The 23745-nt window shown below is 66.3% G+C and carries 19 protein-coding genes and 1 riboswitch; of the genes, 10 read left to right on the forward strand and 9 right to left on the reverse strand.

Annotated elements, in window-relative coordinates:
• Positions 1-152: 152 nt before the first annotated feature.
• Both OCW50_RS29685 and OCW50_RS29690 read right to left on the reverse strand, forming a co-directional pair.
• Positions 153-938, reverse strand: coding sequence for a GntR family transcriptional regulator (locus tag OCW50_RS29685; protein ID WP_262272713.1), 786 nt, complete (start codon positions 936-938; stop codon positions 153-155).
• Positions 931-1815, reverse strand: a complete 885-nt coding sequence (locus OCW50_RS29690; protein WP_262300090.1) for a glucosamine kinase nucleotide-binding domain-containing protein — start codon at positions 1813-1815, stop codon at positions 931-933. Before OCW50_RS29690 ends, OCW50_RS29685 begins: the two co-directional genes overlap by 8 nt.
• 399 nt (positions 1816-2214) lie before the next feature.
• On the opposite strand from OCW50_RS29690, the gene OCW50_RS29695 reads away from it, so the two are divergent.
• The 4 genes from OCW50_RS29695 to OCW50_RS29710 all read left to right on the forward strand — a co-directional run bounded on the left by OCW50_RS29695 (position 2215) and on the right by OCW50_RS29710 (position 6498).
• A complete protein-coding gene (locus tag OCW50_RS29695; protein ID WP_262272715.1) occupies positions 2215-3504 on the forward strand; it encodes an ABC transporter substrate-binding protein in 1290 nt (429 codons plus the stop codon).
• Between the two features lie 73 nt (positions 3505-3577).
• Positions 3578-4540 carry a carbohydrate ABC transporter permease gene (locus tag OCW50_RS29700; protein WP_262300091.1) on the forward strand — a complete coding sequence of 321 codons (963 nt, stop codon included), beginning with the start codon at positions 3578-3580 and terminating at the stop codon, positions 4538-4540.
• 7 nt (positions 4541-4547) lie between these two features.
• The gene (locus tag OCW50_RS29705; protein ID WP_262272717.1) at positions 4548-5381 is read left to right on the forward strand and encodes a carbohydrate ABC transporter permease; all 834 of its coding nucleotides are present in this window, start codon (positions 4548-4550) and stop codon (positions 5379-5381) included.
• A gap of 25 nt (positions 5382-5406) precedes the next feature.
• The gene (locus tag OCW50_RS29710) at positions 5407-6498 is read left to right on the forward strand and encodes an ABC transporter ATP-binding protein (RefSeq protein WP_262272718.1); all 1092 of its coding nucleotides are present in this window, start codon (positions 5407-5409) and stop codon (positions 6496-6498) included.
• Between the two features lie 142 nt (positions 6499-6640).
• Here OCW50_RS29710 and OCW50_RS29715 read toward each other — a convergent pair whose 3' ends face one another.
• The 4 genes from OCW50_RS29715 to OCW50_RS29730 all read right to left on the reverse strand — a co-directional run bounded on the left by OCW50_RS29715 (position 6641) and on the right by OCW50_RS29730 (position 12499).
• The gene (locus OCW50_RS29715; protein WP_262272719.1) at positions 6641-7342 is read right to left on the reverse strand and encodes a thiamine ABC transporter ATP-binding protein; all 702 of its coding nucleotides are present in this window, start codon (positions 7340-7342) and stop codon (positions 6641-6643) included.
• A complete protein-coding gene (locus OCW50_RS29720; protein WP_262300092.1) occupies positions 7329-8903 on the reverse strand; it encodes an ABC transporter permease subunit in 1575 nt (524 codons plus the stop codon). Before OCW50_RS29720 ends, OCW50_RS29715 begins: the two co-directional genes overlap by 14 nt.
• A gap of 9 nt (positions 8904-8912) precedes the next feature.
• Positions 8913-9917: a thiamine ABC transporter substrate binding subunit gene (gene thiB / locus OCW50_RS29725; RefSeq protein WP_262300093.1), complete on the reverse strand. Its 1005-nt coding sequence runs from the start codon at positions 9915-9917 to the stop codon at positions 8913-8915.
• A gap of 70 nt (positions 9918-9987) precedes the next feature.
• Positions 9988-10095: riboswitch (TPP riboswitch) on the reverse strand.
• A 46-nt stretch (positions 10096-10141) separates the two neighbouring features.
• Positions 10142-12499 carry a Tex family protein gene (locus tag OCW50_RS29730; protein WP_262272722.1) on the reverse strand — a complete coding sequence of 786 codons (2358 nt, stop codon included), beginning with the start codon at positions 12497-12499 and terminating at the stop codon, positions 10142-10144.
• A gap of 184 nt (positions 12500-12683) precedes the next feature.
• Between OCW50_RS29730 and OCW50_RS29735 the strand changes: the two genes are divergently transcribed.
• The 5 genes from OCW50_RS29735 to OCW50_RS29755 all read left to right on the forward strand — a co-directional run bounded on the left by OCW50_RS29735 (position 12684) and on the right by OCW50_RS29755 (position 19066).
• Positions 12684-13994 carry an Hsp70 family protein gene (locus OCW50_RS29735; protein ID WP_262300094.1) on the forward strand — a complete coding sequence of 437 codons (1311 nt, stop codon included), beginning with the start codon at positions 12684-12686 and terminating at the stop codon, positions 13992-13994.
• An 89-nt stretch (positions 13995-14083) separates the two neighbouring features.
• The gene (gene ppc / locus OCW50_RS29740) at positions 14084-16870 is read left to right on the forward strand and encodes a phosphoenolpyruvate carboxylase (RefSeq protein ID WP_262300095.1); all 2787 of its coding nucleotides are present in this window, start codon (positions 14084-14086) and stop codon (positions 16868-16870) included.
• 211 nt (positions 16871-17081) lie between these two features.
• A complete protein-coding gene (locus OCW50_RS29745) occupies positions 17082-17255 on the forward strand; it encodes a hypothetical protein (protein ID WP_173949999.1) in 174 nt (57 codons plus the stop codon).
• A 96-nt stretch (positions 17256-17351) separates the two neighbouring features.
• The gene (locus OCW50_RS29750; RefSeq protein ID WP_262300096.1) at positions 17352-18263 is read left to right on the forward strand and encodes a dihydrodipicolinate synthase family protein; all 912 of its coding nucleotides are present in this window, start codon (positions 17352-17354) and stop codon (positions 18261-18263) included.
• A 23-nt stretch (positions 18264-18286) separates the two neighbouring features.
• Positions 18287-19066 carry an SDR family oxidoreductase gene (locus OCW50_RS29755; RefSeq protein WP_262272726.1) on the forward strand — a complete coding sequence of 260 codons (780 nt, stop codon included), beginning with the start codon at positions 18287-18289 and terminating at the stop codon, positions 19064-19066.
• A gap of 43 nt (positions 19067-19109) precedes the next feature.
• Here the strand turns inward: OCW50_RS29755 and chrA are convergent, their stop codons facing one another.
• The 3 genes from chrA to OCW50_RS29770 all read right to left on the reverse strand — a co-directional run bounded on the left by chrA (position 19110) and on the right by OCW50_RS29770 (position 22255).
• Entirely contained in the window at positions 19110-20495 is a 1386-nt protein-coding gene (gene chrA / locus OCW50_RS29760; protein WP_262300097.1) for a chromate efflux transporter, read from the reverse strand.
• Between the two features lie 13 nt (positions 20496-20508).
• Positions 20509-21333 carry a chromate resistance protein ChrB domain-containing protein gene (locus OCW50_RS29765; RefSeq protein WP_262300098.1) on the reverse strand — a complete coding sequence of 275 codons (825 nt, stop codon included), beginning with the start codon at positions 21331-21333 and terminating at the stop codon, positions 20509-20511.
• A gap of 133 nt (positions 21334-21466) precedes the next feature.
• Positions 21467-22255: an LOG family protein gene (locus OCW50_RS29770; protein WP_262300099.1), complete on the reverse strand. Its 789-nt coding sequence runs from the start codon at positions 22253-22255 to the stop codon at positions 21467-21469.
• Between the two features lie 292 nt (positions 22256-22547).
• On the opposite strand from OCW50_RS29770, the gene OCW50_RS29775 reads away from it, so the two are divergent.
• Positions 22548-23744, forward strand: coding sequence for a fumarylacetoacetate hydrolase family protein (locus OCW50_RS29775; protein ID WP_262272729.1), 1197 nt, complete (start codon positions 22548-22550; stop codon positions 23742-23744).
• Position 23745 lies beyond the last annotated feature (1 nt).

A 23745-nucleotide genomic window follows, 5' to 3' on the forward strand; every position in this document is an offset into this window, starting at 1 on the left:
GCGCGCAGGTGACGGCGAAAGGCGGCGGCTCAGCGCGCAGGCGCTCGCCGAGGGCGCGGCACAGGGGAGCGTTGCTCTCGAGCAGGCGCGCGACCACCTGCGGGGCTTCCTGCGCCTCGCGCAGCATGGCCGTCAGGACGTTGGCATGGGTGTCAGGCATCATCATGGTGCATCCGTTCGGGCTGGCTGATGGTCAGCTCGGCCACGAAATCATAGGCGTCGCCCCGGTAATAGGACGAGGTGAACTCGACGACCTCGCCCGCGGCGGTGAAGGAGCGTCGCTCGATGTAGAGGGCCGGGCTCTGAGGCGGAACGCTGAGGAGGGAGGCCTGTTCCTCGTTCAGGAGAACGGCGTGCAGCCGCTGCAGGGCGCGGGTCGGCATGAAGCCCTGCTCGTGCAGCACCGCGTAGAGCGACTGCTTGACCAGGGACGGATCGGGCAGGACCCTCGACGGCAGGACCGCGTTCTCGATCGCCATGGGAATGCCGTTGGCGAGGCGCAGGCGGTTGACGCGGCTTACCAGATCGCCCGGCGAGAGACCGAGCGCCATCAATTCGTCGGTGGAGGCCGGGCCGGTCGAACGGCTCAGCATCACGGCCGAGGACGTCAGGCCGCGGGCCGACATGTCGTCGGTGAAGCTCGACAGGCGGGAGAGGGGCTGTTCGAGGCGCATCTGGGGCGCGATGAAGGTGCCCGAGCCCCAACGCTGGACGAGCACGCCCTTCTGCACCAGTCCGGTGATGGCCTTGCGCACCGTGACACGCGAGATGCCCAGCTGCTTGGCGAGATCCCGCTCCCCGGGCAGGGCCGCATCGGCCTTGAGCGCGCCCTTGCGCACGGCGTCCTCGATGGATTGCTGGAGCTGGAGATAGAGCGGCGTGGGATTGCCCTCGTCGAGTGGCACGAAGGCGAGCGGATCGCCGGTCGGTTCACTCATGGCCGTCTCTCCGACGTGCCATGCGGGCCAGGAGGATGGCGCCGTCGAGCGCGTCGGCCATGGGCGCCGCGATGGTGCGCTGGACCGGCGGCGACAGCCAGGGACGAAGCGGTTCCGCCAGGCCCCCGAACAGGCAGATGGCCGGGGCGCCGAGATCGAGCAGGCGCGTGCCGATCGCGCTCAGGCCGGCCGCCGCCGCCTCGATGATCGCGATGCCGAGAGGATCGCGCTTCTCGGCATGCCGCAGGACGAGGGGCGCGTAGCGGCCGTAATCGGCCGGACGGGCCTTGCCGACCCAGTCGATCAGGATCTCGAGATCGTTGTCGAACTCGGCGAGAACCGCGTCCGAGAGCGGCGTCGGCGCGGCGCGCCCGTCATGGGCCCAGATGCAGCGGCGCAGGAGTTCGCGCCCGATGGCGGCGCCGCTTCCTTCGTCCGAGATTTCGTAGCCCCAGCCGCCCACGTAGTGGCACTGGCCGCTGGTGCCGCCATAGCCGCAGGAGCCGGTGCCGACGATCAGGATGGCGCCGTCGCCGCCGTTGAAGGCCCCGAGCCAAGCGGTGTGGGCATCGGTCTCGATCTCGAAGGACGCGAAGGGGTGGGGGCGGGCCAGGAGGCGTTCGACCGCGCTGGTCTGCCCGGCGCCGGCGGCCCCCATCCCGGCATGGATCCGCGCGAGGTCGCCGTCGGAGAGCCCCGCCTGGCCGAGGGCTTCGCGGCAGGCGGTGAGAATCGAGGTCCAGACCACATCGGGATCGAGACGGATGTTGGACGGCCCCCCGGTTCCTTCGCCCAGGAGCGCTCCCCGCGCATCGCGCAGCCGGGCCCGGCACTTGGTGCCGCCGCCGTCAATGCCAAGGAACAGGAGGTCGGACATGCGAAACGGATCTCGGGGAGCGATCTTACGGACAGGCACCATGCCACTTAATGTCCAGTTCGGGAAGAGGCGCGGCCCGCAATACTCACGCCCTTTGTCCACAGCCTCCGGCCTCCTGGTTCGGCCTCCTGGTTCGGCCTCCTGCTCGGCCTCTGGCGAAAGAGCGCAGAGATTCCAAAAAGAGGAGCCGGCAAATTGTGGCCGGCGCCGCCAAAGAGGAGTTGTCTTTGAATTTTGCCGATACCAATATGAGGTCACTTGTCCCATAAGCGTTCCGGTGGAACAGTGTCGCTGGCCCGCCGGAGCGCGCAGAACGCGAACAAGAATGGCATGGGGCAGTCAGAGGGACACAAAATATTGGGGCGTTCTCAGGCCCCGCGGTCACGGAGGATGAACACGATGACGACACCTCACTCGAAAGCGTTCCTGCGCCGTGCAGGACAGTTGCTTGCGACCGCCTCGGTGGCCGCGGCGGCTCTTGCTTTCGCCCATGCCGCCTCGGCCCAGACGCTCACCATCGAGAGCTGGCGCAACGACGATGCGGATGTCTGGAACACCAAGATCATTCCGGCCTTCAACAAGAAGCATCCCGACATCAAGGTCCAGTTCAAGGCCGATCCGCCGACCGAGTACAACGCCGCTCTCAACGCGCGCCTCGCCGGCGGCACGGCCGGTGACCTCATCACCTGCCGTCCGTTCGACGCCTCCCTCGACCTGTTCAAGAAGGGCAACCTGGTCTCCGTCAACGACGTGAAGGGCATCGAGAACTTCTCCGACGTGGCCAAGAGCGCCTGGTCGACGGACGACGGCAAGACCACCTTCTGCATGCCGATGGCCTCCGTGATCCACGGCTTCGTCTACAACAAGGAGATCTTCGACGAGCTGAAGCTCACGCCGCCCAAGACCGTGGCCGAGTTCCACGCGGTGCTCGACAAGATCAAGGCCGACGGCAAGTACACGCCCATCGCCATGGGCACGGCCGACCAGTGGGAGGCCGCCACCATGGGCTTCCAGAACATCGGCGTGAACTACTGGAAGGGCGAGGAGGGCCGCAAGGCGCTGATCGAAGGCAAGCAGAAGTTCACCGATCCGGCCTATGTGGACGTGTTCAAGGAGCTGGCGAGCTGGACCCCCTACATGGGCGACGGCTACAAGTCCCAGAAGTATCCGGACACGCAGAACCTGTTCACCCTCGGCCGCGCGGCGATCTATCCGGCCGGCTCCTGGGACGTGCCGATCTTCCGCAAGCAGGCCGATTTCGAGTTCGACGCCTTCGCGCCGCCGGTCGTGAAGGACGGCGACAAGTGCTACATCAGCGATCACACGGACATCGCGATCGGAATCAACGCCAAGTCGAAGAACATGGAAGCCGCCAAGACCTTCCTGTCCTGGGTGGCCTCGCCCGAATTCGCCGACATCTACGCCAACGAGCTGCCGGGCTTCTTCCCGCTCTCCAAGGCGAAGGTCGACGTGAAGGACCCGGTGGCGGCCAAGTTCGTCGGCTGGCGCGGCACCTGCGAAAGCTCGATCCGCAACTCCTATCAGATCCTGTCCCGCGGCACGCCCAATCTCGAGAACGAGCTCTGGAACGTGAGCGCCCAGGTGATGAACGGCAGCATGAAGCCCGAAGAGGCGGCCAAGAAGGCCGAGGACGGGCTCGCCAGCTGGTACGAGCCGCACAAGAAGTAAGGGCTGAAAGCAGCGAGGCGGGCCGCTCACCGAAAGCGGCCCGTCTTTCCATTCTCCTTCGCCCCGGAGCAGCATGACGGATCTTACGGCTTCACGGATTCAGTCGGCCGATGCGGTGCCCGCCCGCTCGCGCTTTCCCATCCATATCGCGGTGTTCCTGGCGCCGGCGCTGGCGATCTACACCCTGTTCTCGATCTATCCGCTGATCGACACGATCCGCCTGAGCCTCTATGCGGGCGACGAGACGGGAGCGCGCAGCTTCGTCGGCCTCGAGAATTTCCGGACGCTCCTGTCCGATCCCAACTGGTCGGGCCAGTTCTGGAACGCGTTCCGCAACAACCTGATCTTCTTCCTGATCCACATGGTGGTGCAGAACGGCATCGGCCTCGGGCTCGCCATGCTGCTCAGCCTGCCGCGGCTTACCGGCGGGAGCGTCTACCGCACGCTGATCTTCCTGCCGACCATGCTGTCCGTGGTGATCATCGGGTTCATCTGGCAGCTCATCCTCAATCCGCTCTGGGGCATCGCGCCGAGCCTCCTGAAGGCCGTCGGCCTCGGGAGCTTCTTCGGTCCCTGGCTCGGCCAGGAATCGACCGCCCTTCTGACCGTCTCGCTGATCTCGGTCTGGCAATTCGTCGGCATCCCGATGATGCTGATCTATGCGGCGCTCCTGAACATCCCCGACGACCTGCTCGATGCCGCCACCGTCGACGGGGCGGGCCCGTTCAGCGTGTTCTGGTTCGTGCGCCTGCCCCTGATCCTGCCGACGCTCGGCGTGGTGTCGATCCTCACCTTCGTGGCCAATTTCAACGCCTTCGACCTGATCTATGCGATCAAGGGCGCGCTCGCGGGGCCGAACTTCTCGACCGACATCCTCGGCACGTTCTTCTACCGCACCTTCTTCGGCTTCCAGCTTCAGGTCGGCAGCCCGACCATGGGGGCCGCGGTGGCGACCGCCATGCTGATCATCATCCTGGTGGGCGTGCTGATCTATCTCTTCGGCGTGCAGCGGCGGCTGCAGCGGCATACGTTCTGAGGACGCCATGGGACCCACCATCCGACCCGGCCGCATCGCCGTCCATGTGGCGCTCATCCTCTACACGATCCTGGCGCTCGGGCCGATCCTGCTCATCCTCGTCAACGCGTTCAAGACCAGGCGGGCGATCTTCGCCGACCCCCTCGGCCTTCCGAACGGCCAGACCTTCACGACGATCGGGTTCGATCGGGTCTTCGCCAATGCGGATTTCGGCCTCTACTTCTTCAACAGCCTGACCGTGACCCTGGTCTCGCTGGTGCTGATCGTCCTCATCGGGGCCATGGCCGCCTGGGCGCTGACCGAGTACAAGTTCACCGGCAACACGCTGATCGCGCTCTACCTCGCCGTCGGCATCATGGTGCCGATCCGGCTCGGCAGCGTCAGCATCCTGCGCATGATGGTGGAGCTGAACCTCGTCAACACGCTGACCGCGCTCATCCTGGTCTACGTCGCCCAGGGGCTGCCGCTCGCGATCCTCATCCTGGGCGAGTTCATCCAGCAGATCCCCAAGGACCTGCGCGATGCCGCCCGCTGCGACGGGGTGAGCGAGTACCGGATCTTCGCCAGCATCATCCTGCCCCTGATCAGCCCGGCCATCGCGACGGTCGCCGTGTTCACCATGGTGCCGGTCTGGAACGATCTCTGGTTCCCGCTGATCCTCGCGCCCGGCGACGGCAAGCAGACGATCACCCTTGGCGTGCAGCAGTTCATCGGCCAGTACGTGACGGACTGGAATGCGGTTCTCGCCTCCCTGACGCTCGCGATCGCCCCGGTCCTCGTCCTCTACCTTCTCTTCTCGCGCTACCTCGTGCGCGGCCTCACGGCCGGCGCCGTGAAGTGACGCTCTCTTTCAGGAATTGACCGCGATGGCCGACGTTTCCCTGCACAATGTTGCCAAGTCTTTCGGAGCCACGGAGATCCTGCGCGACATCGATCTCTCGGTCGCCGACGGGGAGTTCGTGGTCTTCGTCGGCCCGTCCGGCTGCGGCAAGTCCACCCTTCTGCGCATCATCGCCGGGCTGGAAACCGTGAGCGGCGGCGAGATCCGGATCGACAGCCGGCGGGTGAACGAGCTGCCGCCGGCGGACCGCAAGATCGCCATGGTGTTCCAGTCGTACGCGCTCTATCCGCACATGAACGTCTACAAGAACATGGCCTTCGGGCTGAAATTCGCCAAGACGAACAAGGCCGAGGTGGACCGCCGGGTGCGGCAGGCGGCCGAGATCCTGAAGCTCACGCCGCTTCTCGACCGCAAGCCGCGCGAATTGTCGGGCGGCCAGCGCCAGCGCGTGGCCATTGGCCGGGCGATCGTGCGCAACCCGAGCGTCTTCCTCTTCGACGAGCCGCTCTCGAACCTCGATGCGGCGCTGCGCGTCAACACGCGGCTGGAGATCGCCAAGCTCCACCGGGACCTCGGCGCGACGATGATCTACGTCACCCACGATCAGGTCGAGGCCATGACGCTGGCGTCCAAGATCGTGGTGATGAACCACGGGCGGATCGAGCAGGTGGGCGCGCCGCTCGAACTCTATCGCCATCCCGGCAACCTGTTCGTGGCCGGCTTCATCGGCTCGCCGCGGATGAACTTCATCAAGGGGCAGGTTCTGAGGCTGGAAGGCGGGAGCGCCACCCTCGGGTTCGCCGGCACGGAAGCCGTCGTGACGGTGCGCGCAGGCGCTTTGGCTCCCGGCGATCCGGTGACCGTCGGCATCCGGCCCGAGCACATGGAGCAAGGGGGAGCCGACGCCGCGCCCTTGCGCGGCACCATCGATGCGATCGAGCAGCTGGGCGAGTCGAGCTACGTCTACATGAGGCTCGCCAGCGGCGACGACGTGATCGTCCGCGCGCCCGGCGAGACCGACGCGACCCCGGGCGGCGCCTATACGGCCCATGTGCCGGCTCGGGCGCTCCACGTCTTCGACGCGTCCGGCGTGTCGGTCCTGGCGGGGCGGGGGTGACCGTTCGTGGCGTCTCCGCCGTGACATCCTCCCCCGTCATGGCCAGGCTCGTCCCGGTCATCCCGATCCGGTCAGGCTCGGCGCTTCAGACAATCGGGATTACCGGCACAGGCCCAGTGTGACAGGTGGAAACCGACGCCTCTCACGAATCCGAGACGGCCGCCGCGATCCGGGGGGCGAGCGCGCCGTCGAGGATCTCCGCGGGGCGGCCCGACGCGACGACCCGCCCATCGGCCACGAAGGCCATCTGGTCGGCGAGATCGGCCACGTCCTCGGGCGTATGGATCGTCATCAGGATCGTGACGGAACGCCTGCGGCGCAAGGCGTCGACGAGCAGGATCATGTCGCGGCGCAGGGCCGGATCGAGACTGCTGAACGGCTCGTCGAGCAGGATGAGGGGACGGCCGGACACGAGCGCCCGCGCCAGGGCGACCCGCTGGCGCTGCCCGCCCGACATCTCCCCCGGCCTGCGCTCGTCGAAACCTGCGAGCCCGACCGCATCCAGCATCTCGCCCACGAGAGCCCTCTCCTCCGCGCTCAGCCGCAGGGAGGGGCGCAGCCCCAGGCCGACGTTCTGCGCCACGCTCAGGTGGGGAAACAGGTTGTGGTCCTGGAACACGATCGCCACCGGGCGCTTGGCCGGCTCGAGGGGCAGAAGGTCCCGTCCGTCGAAGGTCAATGTCCCGCGCTCAGGGCGCTCGAAGCCGGCAATCATGTGGAGCAGGGTCGTCTTGCCGCCCCCCGACGGGCCGATGACCGCGCACAGGTTTCCGGTCGGCACGGACAGGGAATAATCCGCCGTGAAATCGGGCCAGGTCAGGCGGCAGTTGTCAATCACGAGCATCGGACAGGCGACCTGAAGCGTGAGCGAGAAGGATGGCGACGAGCACGATGACGAGGCCGATGCTTGATGCCTCGTCCAGCCGGTAGGCGCCGAGGCGCTCGTAGAGAAGATAGGGCAGGGTCACCAGGTCCGTGCCGCCGAAGAGCGCGACGATGCCGAAATCGCCGAAGGACAGGGCCATGGCGAGGGCGAAGCCCGCCGCGAGGGGCCGCTTGAGCACCGGCCAATCCATGATCGTGAGCTTCGACCATCCGGTGATGCCGAGGGAGGCCGCCATGCGGCCGTAGCGCTCCTCCGTGGTGAGGAGACGGGGCGCCACGTAGCGATAGGCGAAGGGCACGGCCGCCAGCCCGTTGATCAGCGGCAGCAGGATGAGGCCGGCCGTGGACGGATCGCCGAAGCGCCTGATCAGCAGGAACAGGCCCGCGGTCAGGGCGAAGGGCGGCACGGCGAGCAGCGCGTCGGGCAGGAGATCGTAGAAGGCGGCGCTGCGCGGGGAACGGAGCACGATGCGCCGCCGCCGCGCCGCGGACGCCAGGGCCAGGGCCAGGCCGCACGCCAGGAGCGCGGCCGCACCGGCGATGGCGAGGCTCGTGACGAAGGCCCGCAGCAGATCCGCGTCGATCACCGCGGGCAGGCGGCGCAAGCCCGTCAGCACGCTGAAGGCGAGCGGCGCGATGAACAGGCCGCTGACGACGAGCACCACCGCATCGAGGATTTTCAGGCCCCGGTCCTTCGCGTCGGGGCGATGGGCCAGGCTGCGGATCGTGTGGCCCACCGGCGGGCGCGTGAAGGCCCAATGGAGCAGGGCCGTCATCGACAGGCAGATGGCGAGCTGGATCAGGGCCAGCCAGGCGACGCGGCCGAAATCGAGATCGATCTTCAGCGCCTCGAAGATCGCCACTTCCAGGGTGGAGCGGCCAGGCCCCCCGCCGAGCGCCAGCACGATCGCGAAGCTCTTGAAGCACATCAGGAAGATGAGCCCGGCGACGCCCGGCAGCTCCCCGCGCAGCAGCGGCCAGTCGAGATGGCGGAAGATCTGGACAGGCGTGAACCCGAGGGCACTGGCGAGGCGCCAGTGCTCGGCCGGCACCTGGTTCAATCCATCGAGGGTGATCCGGGCCACGAAGGGGCCGTTCAGGAACACATGGGCGATGAGGATGCCCGGATAGCCGAAGATGCTGAAGCCTCCGGTCCAGCCGAGGACGGCCAGTGCGTCGGCGAGCCATCCGCTGCGGCCATAGACCGCGAAGACTGCGAACACCGCCACGATCGTCGGCATCACCATCGTGGAGCCGAGGATGGCCAGAACGATGTCGCGTCCCGGAAACCGGCGGCGGGCCAAGGCCAGCGCCAGGCCGATCCCGAGCGCCAGCGACAGCACGGTCGAAAGGGCCGCCTGGATGAGCGAGAAGGCGAGCACCCGCCAGAGATAGGGGCCGATGGAGAGTAGCGTGGGCGTCCCTCCGTCGACGGTCGCGAGAGCGATGAAGCCGCCCGCCACCAGAGCCAGGATGGCGAAGGCCACGAGACTTCCGGGATGGGGCGGCTTCAGCGTCATGATCGCCGGTCAGCGGGCCGTGGCGTTGAGCCAGGCATCCGTGAAGGCGCGGCGGTTCTGCTGCACGTCCTCCGGAGTGTAGAGAAGCGCCCGGCTCGGCTGCACCAGATCCTTGAAGGCGGCGGGCAAGCCGGAGGCCGGGGTCTTGGCCGGCATCATCCAGTTGCCCTCGGGCATGGCCGACTGGAACGGCTCGCTGAGGATGAAGGCCATGAGTCTCCTGGCGAGGTCCGGCTGCTTCGAGGTGCGGGTCATGCCGGCGAGCTCCACGTGAAGGTAGTGTCCCTCGGCGAAGGCCGCGGCCCTGTAGTTGTCCTTCTTCTCCGCGGCGATGTGATAGGCGGGCGACGTGGTGTAGGACATCACCATGTCGGCCTCGCCCTTCAGGAACAGGCCATAGGCTTCGGACCAGCCCTTGGTGAAGGTCACGATGCGGGGCTTGAGCTTGCCCCAGGCCTCGCCGGCCTGGTCGCCATAGACCTTCTGCATCCAGAGCAGCAGGCCGAGGCCCGGCGCGCTGGTGCGCGGATCCTGCAGGACCACCTTCGGACCGTTGGGATCGTCGACGAGCTCCTGCAGGCTCTTGGGCGGATGGGCGAGCTTGTTGGCGTCGTACACGAAGGCGTAATAGCCCCAGTCGAAGGGGATGAAGGTGCTGTCATTCCATGCGATGGGAAGGGTCAGGTCCTTCACATCCACCCCGTGCGGCGCGAAGAGGTTGAGCGAGCGGGCCTCGGCGACGAGGTTCATGTCGAGGCCGACCACCGCGTCGGCCTTGGTGTTCTCGCCTTCGAGCCGCAGCCGCCCGAGCAGGCTGCCCGCGTCCTCGGCGGTGACCCAGTTCAGCTCGCAGCCGCAGGTCGCCTCGAAGCGCTCCTTGACGGTTTTGCCGGGGCCGTATTTCCCGGCGAACGAGCTGTAGGTGTAGACGGTCAGCTTCGGCTTGGTCTGGGCGTGGGCAAGGCCCGTCGCCAGCCCGAGGGAAACAAGGGTGAGAAGCAGTCGGCGTAGCATCTTAAGGGCGCTCCCATGCATGAGGCAGGCCGGTCTGGCGGCGCAGGTCGCACGGGGCATGGCTGTCGTGGCGATGTCGCATGCTCATTCCCTCCGCCGGCATGACCCGGATCAGGTTCGACGGGTCGGTGGCCTCGCCACCTCTCAGCCTCGTCTCGAGGCTCCCCGTGAGACGCTTTGCTTCTAGAGCAGTTCAGGGGCGGCCACAAGCCGCCCCGTCGCGGTCACTTCCGGCTTCCCTTGTCCTTGCCACTGTCCTTGCCGCCCGCCATCGCGGCCCGGCGCAGGGCGTCGGCCAGGGCGCCGCCGGAGGCGGGCGCCTGCGGGGCCGGCTTCCGCTCCGTCTGCGCGCGATGCTTCTGGAACGCCGCCCGGTTGTCGTCCTGGCGGCCGGCGGAGCGCTTCTCGGCCGGGTCGCTCATGCGCATGGAGAGCGAGATCCGCTTCCTCGGAACGTCGACCTCGAGCACCTTCACCTTCACGATGTCGCCCGGCTTCACCACGGTGCGCGGGTCCTTCACGAAGGTGTCGGCCAGGGCCGAGATGTGCACGAGCCCGTCCTGGTGGACGCCCACGTCGACGAAGGCCCCGAAGGCGGCCACGTTGGTGACGACGCCTTCCAGAACCATGCCGGGCTTCAGGTCGCTGATCTTCTCCACGCCCTCCATGAAGGTGGCGGTCTTGAATTCGGGCCGCGGGTCGCGGCCGGGCTTTTCCAGCTCGCTCAGGATGTCCTTCACGGTCGGAACGCCGAACTTCTCGTCCGTGAAGCTCTGCGGGTTGAGCTTCTTCAGCACGGCGCCGTTGCCGATCACCACCTTGATGTCGCTCTTCGTGGCTTCGAGAATGCGGCGCACGACCGGATAGGCCTCCGGATGGACGCCCGAGGCATCGAGCGGGTCGTCGCCGTTCGGAATGCGCAGGAAGCCCGCCGCCTGTTCGAAGGTCTTCGGGCCAAGGCCGGAGACCTTGGTGAGCGCCTTGCGGGTCTTGAACGGTCCGTTGGCATCGCGGTGGGAGACGATGTTCTGCGCCACCCATTCGCCGAGGCCCGAGACCCGGGCGAGCAGCGGCGCCGAGGCGGTATTGAGGTCGACCCCGACCGCGTTCACGCAATCCTCCACCACCGCGTCGAGGGAGCGGGAGAGCTTGTATTCGGCGAGATCGTGCTGGTACTGCCCGACGCCGATGGATTTCGGGTCGATCTTCACGAGCTCCGCCAAGGGGTCCTGCAGGCGGCGCGCGATGGAGACGGCGCCGCGCAGGGAGACGTCGAGATCCGGCAGTTCCTGGCTGGCGAAGGCGGAGGCGGAATAGACGGAGGCACCGGCTTCCGACACCATGATCTTGGTGAGCTTCAGGTCCGGGTGCTTCGCCACCAGCTCGGCCGCGAGCTTGTCGGTCTCGCGCGAGGCCGTGCCGTTGCCGATCGCCACGAGCTCGACCCTGTGCACGCGGCAGAGCCGCGCCAGCGTCGCGAGGGCTTCGTCCCATTGGCGCTTCGGCTCGTGCGGGTAGACGGTATCGGTCGCCACGACCTTTCCGGTCGCATCCACCACGGCCACCTTCACGCCGGTGCGGTAGCCCGGATCGAGGCCGAGCGTCGGGCGCGCGCCGGCCGGAGCCGCGAGAAGCAGATCGCGCAGGTTGCCGGCGAATACCTTCACGGCCTCGTCCTCGGCCAGCTGCCAGAGCTTCATCTTCATGTCGAGCTCGATGGAGAACCGCAGCTTCGTGCGCCAGGCCCAGCGAACCGTGTCCAGAAGCCATTTGTCGCCGGGACGACCCTGATCGACGATCCCGTAGGCGAGCGCCGTGCGGCCCTCGTAGCGGCTGACATAGCCGGGCTCGGCGGCGTCCTTGTCCTCCTCCATGCGCAGGTCGAGGATCTCCTCCTTCTCGCCGCGGAACAGGGCGAGGATCCGGTGGGAGGGGAGCTTCGGCAGGGGCTCGGCGAAGTCGAAGTAATCGGCGAATTTCGCGCCCTCGGTCGCCTTGCCGTCGCGCACCTTCGACGTGAGGCTGCCGCGCTCCCAGTAAATCTCGCGCAGGGCTCCCAGGAGCTCCGCATTCTCCGCGAAGCGCTCGACGAGGATCGAGCGGGCGCCCTCGAGGGCAGCCTCCGGGGTGGCGACCTCCTTCTCGGCATTCACGAAGGCGGCGGCCGCTTCCTTGGGCTCGCGGCCGGGCTCGCCCAGGAGCAGGTCGGCCAAGGGCTCCAGGCCCGCCTCCCGGGCGATCTGCGCCTTGGTCCGCCGCTTGGGCTTGTAGGGCAGGTAGAGATCCTCGAGGCGCGCCTTGGTGTCGGCGGTGTTGATCTGGAGCGCCAGCTCGTCGGTGAGCTTGCCCTGCTCGCGGACGCTGTCGAGGATCGTCTTGCGGCGGTCCTCCAGCTCGCGCAGGTAGCGCAGGCGCTCCTCCAGGGTGCGCAGTTGGGCATCATCCAGGGTGCCGGTGACTTCCTTGCGGTAGCGTGCGATGAAGGGAACGGTCGATCCGCCGTCCAGCAGCTCGATGGCCGCCTTGACCTGCCATTCCTGAACACTCAGTTCGTTCGCGATGCGCTGACCGATGGATAGCATGAAAGTCTCCGAATAAGGCGTAAGGCGCGGCTTCTACGGTGCGGGACGCCACCGGGTCAACGGCCCGTCCACAGCACCGGGGTCGCAGTGCCGTTAGGGAAGACAGTGTTTTGACATTTCTGCTTGGCAGGCGAAGCCTTGGCGTATAGACCGTCCGGCCCTTTCGGCTGCTCCCGAGGTCACCATGCCCCTCTCCGACGATTTATCCATCGGCATCGATTTCGGCACCAGCAACACGGTCGTGGCCCTGGCGGACCGGAACGGACACGTGGAGGCCCTGACCTTCGAGCACGGGGGCGAGCGCCTCAAGGTCTACGTCACGGCATTGTGCTTCTGGGACGAGCGGCACGGCAACGGCCTGCGCACCGAAGTCGAGGGCGGCCCCTGGGCGATCGAGCAGTTCCTGGACGGGCTCCATGCTCACCGCTTCATCCAGTCGTTCAAGACCTTCGCGGCCAGCGCGACGTTCAAGGAAACCCGGATCTTCCGCGAACGCTATGCCTTCGAGGACCTGCTGAGCGCCTTCCTGCGCACGCTCGTGCGCCATGGCGGCGCCCGGCTCGACTGGGGCGCGCGGAACGTCGTCATCGGACGGCCGGTCCAGTTCGCGGGCTACAATCCGGACGACGGTCTCGCCATGCAGCGCTACCGGACGGCCTTCAGCCGGCTCGGGGCGGAGCAGGCGCGCTACGTCTACGAGCCCGTGGGGGCCGCCTTCTTCTATGCGCGCCAGCTCGATCATGACGCCACCGTCCTGGTGGCGGATTTCGGCGGCGGCACCAGCGACTTCTCGGTCATGCGCTTTGCCCGGCAAGGAGGCGTGCTGCGGGCCGATCCGCTGGGGCATGCCGGCATCGGAATCGCCGGGGACGCCTTCGATTACCGGGTCGTCGACAAGGTCGTGTCCCCGCGCCTGGGAAAAGGTGGGCTCTATCGTTCCATGGGAAAGATCCTGTCGATCCCCAACCACTATTATGCCAATTTGGCCCGGTGGAACCATCTCGCGATGATGAAGGGCAGCGGCGATCTCAAGGAACTGCGGGAACTGGCCCGCGTCGCCCTGGAGCCCGAACCGCTCGAGAAATTCATCGATATCATCGAGTACGATCTCGGCTTTGCCCTCTACCGGGCGGTCTCTTCGGCCAAGGTCGCGCTTTCGAACCAGGAGGAGACGACGTTCCGGTTCCGGGGCGAGAGCGTCGACATCGAGGCGAAGATCACGCGGGCCGATTTCGAGTCGTGGATCGCGGAAGACGTCGAGCGGATCGCCGGAACGGTCGACGAGGCTCTTTCGACGGCCGGCGTCAGACCCGAGGAGATCGAGCGCGTGTTCCTGACCGGCGGCACCTCGTTCGTTCCAGCCATCCGTCGCCTGTTCGTCGATCGTTTCGGCGAGACCCGGCTGACCTCCGCAGACCAGTTCGAGTCCATCGCCTATGGTCTGGCCCTTATTGGACAGACGGACCGACCGGAGCGTTGGGCGGTCATGAATTAGGCGGATTTTAAAATAAAATTACACTTGCCGTAGGGCAGCAAAGGGTTTTATTTCGCAGTGCAGCAAACGCGCGAAGCGGGAGCCCTCCCATGTCCCTGATCAACCCCGACGTCACACCCGAGAAGGATTTTCCCCTTCGCGACGACATCCGGCTCCTGGGGCGCATCCTCGGAGACACGATCCGCGAGCAGGAAGGGGAGGCTGCCTTCGAGATCGTGGAACGCATCCGCCAAACTTCGATCCGTTTCCACCGCGATGAGGATGACGCGGCCCGCCGCGAGCTCGAGACGATCCTGAACAGCCTCTCGCGGGGGCGCAGCAACCAGATCATCCGGGCCTACAGCTATTTCTCGCACTTGGCGAACATCGCCGAGGACCAGCACCATGTCCGCCGCTCCCGCGCCCACGCGATGGCGGGCGCTCACGCCATGGAGGCTGCGGCACCGCGCGAGGGGACGCTGGCACGAGCCCTCAAGCTCATCCAGGAGGCGGGCATCAGCCATTCGGCCCTGCAGGCCGTCTTCGCCTCCGCACTCGTCTGTCCCGTTCTCACCGCGCATCCGACCGAGGTGCGCCGCAAGAGCACCATCGACCGTGAGATGGAAATCTCCCAGATCCTGGCGCAGCGGGATCGGCAGCATCTGACGCCCGACGAGGAGGCTTCCTGCCAGGAAAGCCTCCGCCGTGCCATTCTCACCCTGTGGCAGACGAGCATCCTGCGGCGTAACCGTCTCAAGGTGATCGACGAGGTCAACAACGGCCTGTCGTACTACGACTACACGTTCTTCAAGGAACTGCCTCGGGTCTATGCCTCCCTCGAGGATCAGCTTGCGGCCATGGATCCCCTGTGGGAGAGCGTGGAGCTGCCCTCCTTCCTGCGCATGGGCAGCTGGATCGGCGGAGACCGCGACGGCAATCCTTTCGTGACGGCGGATGCCCTGCGGCAGGCCCTGCTGCTGCAGAGCAAGCACGCCCTCGGCTTCTACCTCGAGGAGCTCCATTGCCTGGGCGCCGAACTGTCGCTCGACGGGCGGTACGTGAACGTCTCCGACGAGGTCCAGGCCCTCGCCAAGGCTTCTCCCGATCCCTCGCCCCATCGCCAGGACGAGCCCTATCGCAGGGCAATCACGGGCATCTACGCGCGCCTTGCGGCAACCGCAGCCCGGCTGGGGCACGGCGATGTGGCGCGCCATGCGGTAGGCGAGGCGTCAGCCTATGGCGGCATCGAGGAGTTCGAAGGCGATCTCTCGATCCTTCACCGCTCCCTGCGCTCGAACGGATCAGGATCGCTCGCACGTGGCCGCCTGCGCAAACTGCGCCGCGCCGTCAGCGTGTTCGGGTTCCATCTGGCCAGTCTCGACATGCGCCAGAACTCCGACGTCCATCAGCGTGTGGTGGCCGAACTTTTTGAAAAGGCCAATCCCGGAACCGCTTATGAAGGACTGCCGGAAGACGAGCGCGTTGCCTTGCTTCTGCAAGAACTTCAGACGCCGCGCCTTCTCATGTCGCCCTACCTCGACTATTCGCCGGAGACCGCATCCGAACTGGCCATCGTTCACGAAGCGGCCGAGGCCCATCGGCGCTATGGCCGCGCGGCCGTGCCGAACTACGTCATCTCCAAGGCGAGCGATCCCTCCGACATCCTGGAGGTCGCTCTCCTCCTGAAGGAGGCCGGCCTCTTGCGTCCGCGCGACGGCGAGATGGATGTGAACATCATCCCGCTCTTCGAGACCATCGCGGATCTGCGCAACAGCAGCGGCGTGATGGATGCGCTGTTCGCCCTGCCGGATTACATGCGCCTGTTGCGCAGCCGCGGACAGGCCCAGGAGGTGATGCTCGGCTATTCCGACAGCAACAAGGACGGCGGCTTCCTCACGTCCGGCTGGGAGCTCTACAAGGCGGAGATCGAACTGATCGAGGTGTTCAGGCGCCACGGCGTGGCGCTTCGGCTCTTCCATGGTCGCGGCGGATCCGTGGGCCGAGGTGGCGGACCGAGCTATCAGGCGATCCTGGCGCAGCCGGGCGGGGCCGTGCAGGGCGCCATCCGGATCACCGAACAGGGCGAGGTGATTGCGGGCAAATACTCCAATCCGGATCTCGGGCGCCGCAATCTGGAGATCCTCGCCGCGGCCACGCTCGAGGCCACTCTTCTGCATTCGGGCCAGTCCGCCCCGCGCGAAGAGTACCTGAAGGCGATGGAGGAGCTTTCGAACAGCGCTTTCAAGGCGTATCGGGCGCTCGTCTACGAGACCGAAGGCTTCGAGCGCTATTTCTGGGAATCGACCGTCATCGGCGAGATCGCCAACCTGAACATCGGCAGCCGGCCCGCGTCGCGCACGAACTCCCGGCGTATCGAGGATCTTCGTGCCATCCCATGGGTGTTCGGCTGGGCCCAGTGCCGCCTCATGCTCCCCGGCTGGTACGGCTTCGGCTCCGCGGTGAACGAGTGGCTCGAAAAGCGGCCCGATACCGGCCTGGCGCTGCTGCAGGAAATGTACCGCGACTGGCCGTTCTTTCAGGCGCTGCTCTCGAACATGGACATGGTCCTGGCGAAGAGCAACATCGCGATCGCCTCACGTTATGCGAACCTCGTTGCGGACGACGCCTTGCGCGAGGCCATCTTCCCGCGCCTGCGCCGCGAATGGGAGGACTCGATCAGGCAGCTGCTCGCCATCATGCAGCAGCAATCCCTGCTCGACGGCAATCCGCTCCTGGCCCGTTCGATCCGGAACCGCTTCCCCTACCTCGACCCGCTGAACCACCTGCAGATCGAACTGCTGAAGCGTCACCGCTCCGGCGACGCGGACGAGCAGGTCGTGCAGGGCATCCACCTGTCCATCAACGGCATTGCGGCGGGCCTGCGCAACAGCGGCTAGAGCATCGGACGTGAAAAGTGGATCCACTTTTCACGTCCGACGCTCCACTCTTGGCTGGCGCATCGTTCGGCGCAGAAAACCGGATCCACTTTTCCGCACGATGCGCTAAGAAACATAGTTGCGGAACCACCATCCGGCTTCCCGGTTGAGTCTTGGATCATGCATTCCCGGTCGAATGCATCTGAGGAACCCAGCCCGAGAGGAGAACGCCATGTCCCGCGGTGACAAGTCCGCCTATACCGACAAGCAGAAGCGCAAGGCCGAGCATATCGAGGAATCCTACGAGAGCCGCGGCCTCTCGGAAAAAGAGGCCGAGAGGCGCGCCTGGGCGACCGTCAACAAGCAGGACGGCGGCGGCAAGAAGAGCGGATCCGGGCGCAGCTAAAGGCGAAGAGCCGGCTGCGGCTAAGATGGTGCGCCGGACGCAAAGCGGGTGTATGGAGGTTCCTGCACTCTTGCCCGCTTTGCCTAGGAGGAAGTCTTGCTTACGAGTTCTGCCGCCGGCGTCTACGTCATCTGCCCCACGCCCTTCGAGAGCGACGGGCGGGTCGACGTCGCCTCGACCGACCGGATGGTCGAGGCCTATCTGAAAGCCGGCGCGACCGGGCTGACGATCCTCGGCATCATGGGCGAGGCGCCCAAGCTCGCGGCCGATGAGGCGCTGGCCTTCGCCCGGCAGGTCATCGCCGCGGTGGCGGGCCGCGTTCCCGTCATCGTCGGGGTGTCGGCGGCCGGCTTCGCCGCCATGTCGGGCCTGTCGTCCAAGGTGATGGATGCGGGCGCCGCCGGCGTCATGATCGCGCCGCCCTCGACCTTGAAGACCGACGATCAGATCGTCTCCTATTATGCGGATGCCGTGGAGGCCATCGGCCCGGACGTGCCCTGGGTGATCCAGGACTACCCGCTCACCACCAACGTGGTCATGACCCCGAAGGTGATCATGCGCATCATCGAGCAGAGCCCGTCCTGCGTGATGCTCAAGCACGAGGATTGGCCGGGCCTCGACAAGATCACGGCGCTGCGCCGCGCGAGCGATGCCGGTCAGGTGCGCCGTGTGTCCATTCTCTGCGGCAATGGCGGCATGTTCCTTCCCTTCGAGATGGAGCGGGGCGCCGATGGTGCGATGACAGGCTATGCCTACCCGGAGATGCTGGTCGGCGTGGTCGATCTCGTCAACCAGGGCAGGCGCGCGGAGGCGCACGATCTCTTCGACCGCCATCTGCCGCTGGTGCGCTACGAGACGCAGCCCGGCATAGGCCTTGCCGTGCGCAAGTACGTGCTGAAGCGGCGCGGCATCATCGCATCCGATACGCTGCGCAAGCCCGGACCGAAGCTGAGCCCGGAAACCATTGCCGACATCGAATGGCTGATGGAGCGCATCGAGCGCTCGTGAACGAACAAGGGGAGTTTTCACGCATGGAAACAGGATTGAAGGGAAAGCGCGCGCTCGTTCTCGGCGCGAGCAAGGGGTTGGGCTTCGGCATCGCGCAAGGTCTGGCCGAGGAGGGCGCCCGGGTCGCCATCGCCAGCCGCACGATGGAAGGATCGAAGGCGGCCGCCGACAAGATCGGCAGGGACGTCCTGCCGTTCATCTGCGATACCGGCAAGGTCGATCAGGTCGATGCCCTGGTCAAGGATGTGACGGAAGCGCTCGGCGGGGTCGACATTCTCGTGCTCAACAGCGGGGGGCCGCCGCCCGGCAAAGCGCAAGGGGTGTCGTCCGATCAGTGGCGCCAGTCGTTCGAGGCGATGTTCGTCAACCTCGTGCGGATCGCCGATCAGCTCCTCCCCGGCATGATCGAGCGGAAATTCGGCCGCATCATTTCGGTGATCTCGTCCGGCGTGATCCAGCCGATCCCGAACCTCGCGATCTCGAACGCCATCCGGCCCGCGCTCGTCGGCTGGGGCAAGACGCTCGCGAGCGAAGTGGCCGCCTCGGGCGTTACCGTGAACGCCGTCGCGCCCGGCCGCATCGCCACCGATCGCCTGAAGCAGCTCGACGCCGCCAATGCGGAGCGCACCGGCCGCTCCGTCGAGGATGTGGCGCACGCCGCCCGCGCGGGCATTCCGGCGGGCCGTTACGGCGAGATCGAGGAATTCGCGGCCGCCGCCGTCTTCCTGGCGAGCGAGAAGGCCTCGTTCATGACAGGCTCGATCCTGCGCGTCGACGGCGGGCAGATCTCGTCGACCACCTGATCCGGGTTCGACACCGGGCGAGGCGGTCTTCCGCCTCGCCCGTTCAGGCGATCATCCCCGTCCAGTACAGGACGATCCCCGCGATGGACGTCGCCGCAAGCGTCGGCAGCATGCCGATCCTGAAGCGGAACATGGCGACGACGGCCGCCCCTGCGAGCAGCAGCGCCCATCCATCGACGCTGCCCCATTCGGGCATATCGAGACTGAGCGGCCCCCATTCCAACGTCCGAACCCGGCCGAAGATCGTGTGAATCCCGAACCAGACGGCAAGATTCAGGATCACGCCCACCACGGCGGCCGTGATCGCCGCGAGGCCGCCGCTCAGGGCCTTGTGGCCGCGTAAGATCTCGATGTAGGGCGCCCCCAGGAAGATCCAGAGAAAGCAGGGGGTAAAGGTCACCCATGTGGCCAGGAGGCCGCCGAGCGTGCCTGCGAGGAGCGGAGGAAGCGAGCCTGCGTCCCGGAAGGCCGCCATGAACCCCACGAACTGGAGCACCATGATCAACGGGCCCGGCGTGGTTTCCGCCATGCCGAGTCCGTCGAGCATCTCGCCCGGCTGCAGCCAGCCGTAGGTTTCCACGGCCTGCTGGGCCACATAGGCCAGAACCGCATAGGCGCCCCCGAAGGTGACCATCGCCATCTTGGAAAAGAAGACCGCGATCTGGCTGAAGACGTCGTTGCGGCCGAGGATCAGCAGGAGAGCCAGGACCGGCACGAGCCAGAGCGCAAGCCAGATCGCCGCGACACGCACGCTTCGCCGTGCGCTGGGCGTGACGTGGGCGGGACGATGCTCCCCGAGACGATTGCCGCCGTCCTGCGCGTCCGCGCCGTGTCCGCCGGCTTCGAACTGCGGGAGACCCGCCCGCCCGCCGAGAAAGCCCAGCACCCCGGCGACGAGAATGATCAGAGGAAAAGGCGCGTCGAGGAAAAAGATCGCCACGAAGGCTGCCGCGGCGATCCCGATCAGGATGCGGTTTTTCAGCGCCCGCCGGCCGATCCGGACCACAGCCTCCAGCACGATGGCCAGCACGGCGGCCTTGAGGCCGAAGAAGAGCGCCGCCACGATGCCGATCTTGCCGTAGAGGGCATAGACCCAGCTGAGACCCATGATGGCGATGATCCCGGGCAGGATGAACAGCCCTCCCGCCATGATCCCGCCGAGGGTGCGGTGCATGAGCCAACCCACATAGGTGGCAAGCTGCTGGGCCTCCGGGCCGGGCAGCAGCATGCAGTAGTTGAGGGCGTGGAGGAACCGTCCTTCGGAAATCCAGCGCTTCTCCTCCACCAGGATCCGGTGCATCACGGCGATCTGCCCCGCGGGCCCGCCGAAGCTCAGGGCCGCCACGCGCAGCCAGACGCGGAACGCCTCGCCGAGAGAGACGCCGTGGTCCGTCAGAGCTTGCCCCTTGGCTTCCCCGGGTTCTCGCATTGTTTCGTTCACGTCATGCCCCCGGCTTTCTCGCAGGCCAATTGTGCGTTTCGTCGGTCGCATCACGGCACCAGCGATAGAAGGCATCATAGAGCAGAAGCCCGGCTTCGACTTGGGCGAGGTCGTCCGCGTACATGCGGGATAGGCCCAGGGAGGCGGCGAGCAGCCCGGGCGCTTCGGGCGCCAGGTCGAGCCGCGCCGTGTCGGCCCCTCGGACGATGGTGGCGAGCCGCTTCAGCGGTGCGGTGGACAGCCCGAACTCATCGACCATGACGTCGAAGGTGCAGAGCTCGCCGCGATGGCTCCAGAATATGTCGTCGCCTTCGATATCGAAGGGCGCTGCCGAGAAGCGCTCCGACACGCCTTGGACTTCGGAGGTCGGGACGAACAGGAAGACGGCATCGGGATCGACGAAACGGCGGATCAGCCATGGGCAGGCGATCCGGTCGATCTTGGGTCGCGAGCGGGTAACCCAGACCGTCCTTCCTTGCCGATCGAGCGCCGGAACCCGGTCCGCCGGGACCATGGGCAACCCGGCCTGTGCCCAGGCCAGCGCTCCGCCCTCGAGGGAGTCCGCCGGCACGCCTGCATGGCGCAGCCAGGCCGCGACCCCGTGGCTGAGCTTCAGCCCCTTCTGGCAGATCACGACGGCAGTCCGGCCCTCAAGGCCAACCGACCATTCGGCGACCGTCTCGAAGGACCTCCGCCGGGAGCCGGGAATGAGGCGGGGGTCTCCTGCAAAGTCCTCGTCGGTGCGGACATCGATGAGAAGAGGGCACTTGGGCGTGCCGACGAGGCGCGCCAGTTTTTCAGGAGAGATGGTGTTGAATGACGACATGGTGCATCCGTAACGGTTGAGAGCGGATGCGATGCTTGGGCATGTCGCCTCGTGGGGAGATCGCGATCCCCATGACAGGGATCACAATTCAACCCCCGTGTTTTGTCAAATCAATTCGATCCGCGTCCGGCCCTCAGAAATCCGGCTCGGCATCCCTCTCCAAGGTCTGAACGACGAGGCCGTTCTCGACGAGAGACACCCACACATCCTCGGCCGTCTCCGCGAAATTCACGAGCCCGCGGTCGTGCTCGCTCACCATGCCGTGCTCGAGCAGGGCATCGAACTTGATGACCGATTGCCAATAGGCCCTGTCGAAGAGGACGATCGGCAGGGGCGGGGCCTTGCCGGTCTGGCGAAGGGTCAGGATCTCGAACAATTCGTCCAGGGTGCCGAACCCGCCTGGGAACACCACGAGCGCATTGGCCCGCATGGCCAGGTGCATCTTGCGCATGGCGAAGTAGTGAAAGCGGAAAGTCAGGTCCGGAGTCGAATAGGCATTGGGCTCCTGCTCATGCGGCAGCGTGATGTTGAACCCGATCGACGGTGCGCCGACGTCGAAGGCCCCCCTGTTCGCCGCTTCCATGATGCCCGGACCGCCGCCGGTCGCGATTACGTTGTCCCGCGTGCCGCTGGTGACGGTCAGGGCGCCGCCCCGCTCGGACGCGATGGCCCCGAAGGCGCGGGCCTGCGCGTACCAGAATGGGTGCTTTCCGGGGCCGTTCTCATGAACGCGGGCACTGCCAAAGACAACGATGGTCGATCGCACACCCCAGGTGCGCAAGCTCTCCTCGGCCTTGGCATATTCCAGCATGAACCGGACCCCTCGCATGGAATCGCCCAGGAGGAAGTCCTGGTCCATGGCGGCCAGCCGGTAGGATGGCGAGTTGAGGCTCGCGGCATTTGAAGGCTTGCTGTCAACCATGGAATAGGACTCCTGTCATGCGGCCTGCACAAAGCATAGTTTTCGACTCCGGTTAACCCGTCCCGGTCGGGCGCCGGCATCCTCCAGGGTCCACAACGTGGAATATCCCGGTCGGGAGTGCTCCCGTTGACGCGCGGCGCAACGGAACACGAGCCGGATTTGTTCCGCCCATTCTCCCGATCAGAGCCCGGGAAAGTCATTTTCCCTATAGCCGCTCGCGCCACGGTGGCTATATCAAGGGCGCACACGGGAAGGGCGGAAAACGGCCCCAACAGGAAGCGAGCGCCAGCCAATGGACCATTTTTCTTCGACGACGTTAGCCCGAGTTCTGCCGGACGATGGATGGCAGGGAGTTCTTGTCGGACGGGTCTGGCGCCCTGGGATCGGACCCTCCGTGGTCGCCGTCAGGGAAGACGGGCTCGTCGATATTTCCTCGACTTATCCGACGGTGAGCGGCCTTGCGGCTCTCGAGGATCCTGCACACGCGGTGAAGGCGGCCAGGGGCGAGAGGATCGGGTCGCTCGAAGAGATCCTCGGCAATACGGCCCCAGACAGCCGTGATTCGTCCAAACCCTGGCTCCTGGCGCCGATTGATCTCCAGGTCATCAAGGCAGCCGGCGTCACCTTCGCCGTCTCCATGCTGGAGCGCGTCATCGAGGAGCGGGCACGGGGCGACGCCAGCGCGGCCGCGGCCATCCGGGCCGAGGTCCTGCGGCTCGTGGGCGACGATCTGAGCCGTCTGAAGCCCGGGTCGGCCGAGGCCATGGCCCTCAAGGAGGTTCTCGTCGCCCAGGGAGCGTGGAGCCAGTATCTCGAGGTCGGCATCGGACCCGACGCGGAGGTGTTCACCAAGGCTCCGACGCTCTCGGCCGTCGGCACCTTCATGGATGCGGGCCTGCACCCCAAATCCACCTGGAACAATCCGGAGCCCGAGGTGGTGGTGATCGTCACGGCTCAGGGGAAGATCGTCGGGGCCACCCTCGGCAACGATGTGAACCTGCGCGACTTCGAAGGCCGCTCAGCGCTGCTGCTCTCGAAGGCGAAGGATAACAACGCATCGTGCTCCGTCGGACCGTTCATCCGGTTCTTCGATGAAACCTTCTCGCTCGACGACGTGCGCCGGACCACGGTGACGCTGACGGTCGAGGGTGAAGACGGGTTCAGGCTCGAAGGCTCCTCGTCGATCACGAAGATCAGCCGCGATCCCGAGGATCTCGTTGCCCAGACCATCGGTCCCCACCATCAGTACCCGGATGGATTCGCGCTCTTTCTCGGGACGATGTTCGCGCCCACGCAGGACCGGGACGAGGCCGGCATGGGCTTCACGCACAAGAGCCGCGACATCGTCACCATCGCGGCTCCCAAGCTTGGAGCGCTGGTCAACCGCATGAAGCCGAGCTCCGAATGCGAGCCGTGGACCTTCGGCATCAGCGCTCTCATGTCCAACCTGGCCCAACGGGGCCTCCTCAACACCAGACAGGCAGGTTAAC

The sequence above is a fragment of the Microvirga sesbaniae genome (assembly GCF_025460805.1).
Taxonomy (GTDB): Bacteria; Pseudomonadota; Alphaproteobacteria; order Rhizobiales; family Beijerinckiaceae; genus Microvirga; species Microvirga sesbaniae.